Annotated in this window: 1 protein-coding gene; it reads right to left on the bottom strand. The window is 59.1% G+C overall.

Annotation, left to right across the window (positions count from 1 at the left end; genetic code table 11):
* Positions 1-599 precede the first annotated feature (599 nt).
* A complete protein-coding gene (locus ACIBCN_RS44550) occupies positions 600-869 on the bottom strand; it encodes a hypothetical protein (RefSeq protein WP_396998945.1) in 270 nt (89 codons plus the stop codon).
* Positions 870-1,081 lie beyond the last annotated feature (212 nt).

The following is a 1,081-nucleotide window of genomic DNA, read 5'->3' as shown; positions in this document are numbered from 1 at the left end:
CACCTGCCCTACGACGAACACATCGCCTGGGCACACCGCGACACAACCGCAATCCGCGAAGCCGCTTGACAAGTTAGGGACCTGGGATGTCTACAGGTATGTAGGGCTCAAAAAGCATGGCCGGTGCCAAGGTCCTGGCCTGTGGCTTTTGAAGTTGTCTCACAAGATGGCCACCGTGATATGTCTCGAAAAGATGGCCATTCCTCGGGCTGGTCGCGCCATGCCTGGCAGGCGAAGGACTCAGCCGAGCATCCATCACTTACCTACAACACGCGGTAACTAGCCGATGAGCGTACGTCTAACCGCTGCTATTGCGTGTCTACTGGTTGGTCGGTCGGGTGACCGGCGCAGAGGTCTGGCTGCGGCGTGCCGAGAAGTGTGCTCCGCACTGAGTGATGCGCTGTGGAAGCCATCCGACTGGCTCGGGGTAACGAAGATCAGGAATGGCTATTCAAAATTCGTCGGCGGATGTCTAACCGCAATCTGCGTGCTCACGGCTAGCGGGGCGGCGGTGCTGATGGCTGATGGGCGTACTTTGGCTAGTAGGAGGGGGGTCCGACAGAAGCGAGTGGGCCGGAATCCGCTCCGGCCCACCTGGCTTACTTGCCGCTATGGCACTCGCCCCCATACCACTCCTTACCCCTGTCCTCGCACTCACGCTTCGCGTCGGCCTTCTTCTTCTCATCGGCAGCCCCGGCGTTATCCGCCTTGGCAGTAGCGTCCTTCATGCACTTCTGGAAGTCAGCGTAGCTCTCCTTCTCGGCGCACTTGGCTGTCGTGGGATCGATCGCCGATGCAGGGTTAGCAAGAATCGCAGTTGCCATGCTTGCCACGGCAAACACACTGGCCAAGGCAGAAATCTTGCGCATATCGAGTCTCCGATCGGTGGGTACATTGAGGTTGTCTGTCGCCGTACGGCTCTATATTCGTGACAGTTGGTGCCTCCGGATGGGACAGCGCGCGCATCGGCACACCCGATTGGTTTGCGAACGTCCTGTCATCAGCGTAAGTCGTTTTGTGTCAAGCGGTTCGGTCGGTGCCTCGTCCGTCGTCGTCCCTGCATAGCGGTAATGGGGTTGAT

It is taken from the genome of Nocardia sp. NPDC051052 (assembly GCF_044456045.1).
In the GTDB taxonomy this organism is placed as follows: Bacteria; Actinomycetota; Actinomycetes; order Mycobacteriales; family Mycobacteriaceae; genus Nocardia.
This window is presented reverse-complemented; position numbering and strand designations above follow the sequence as displayed.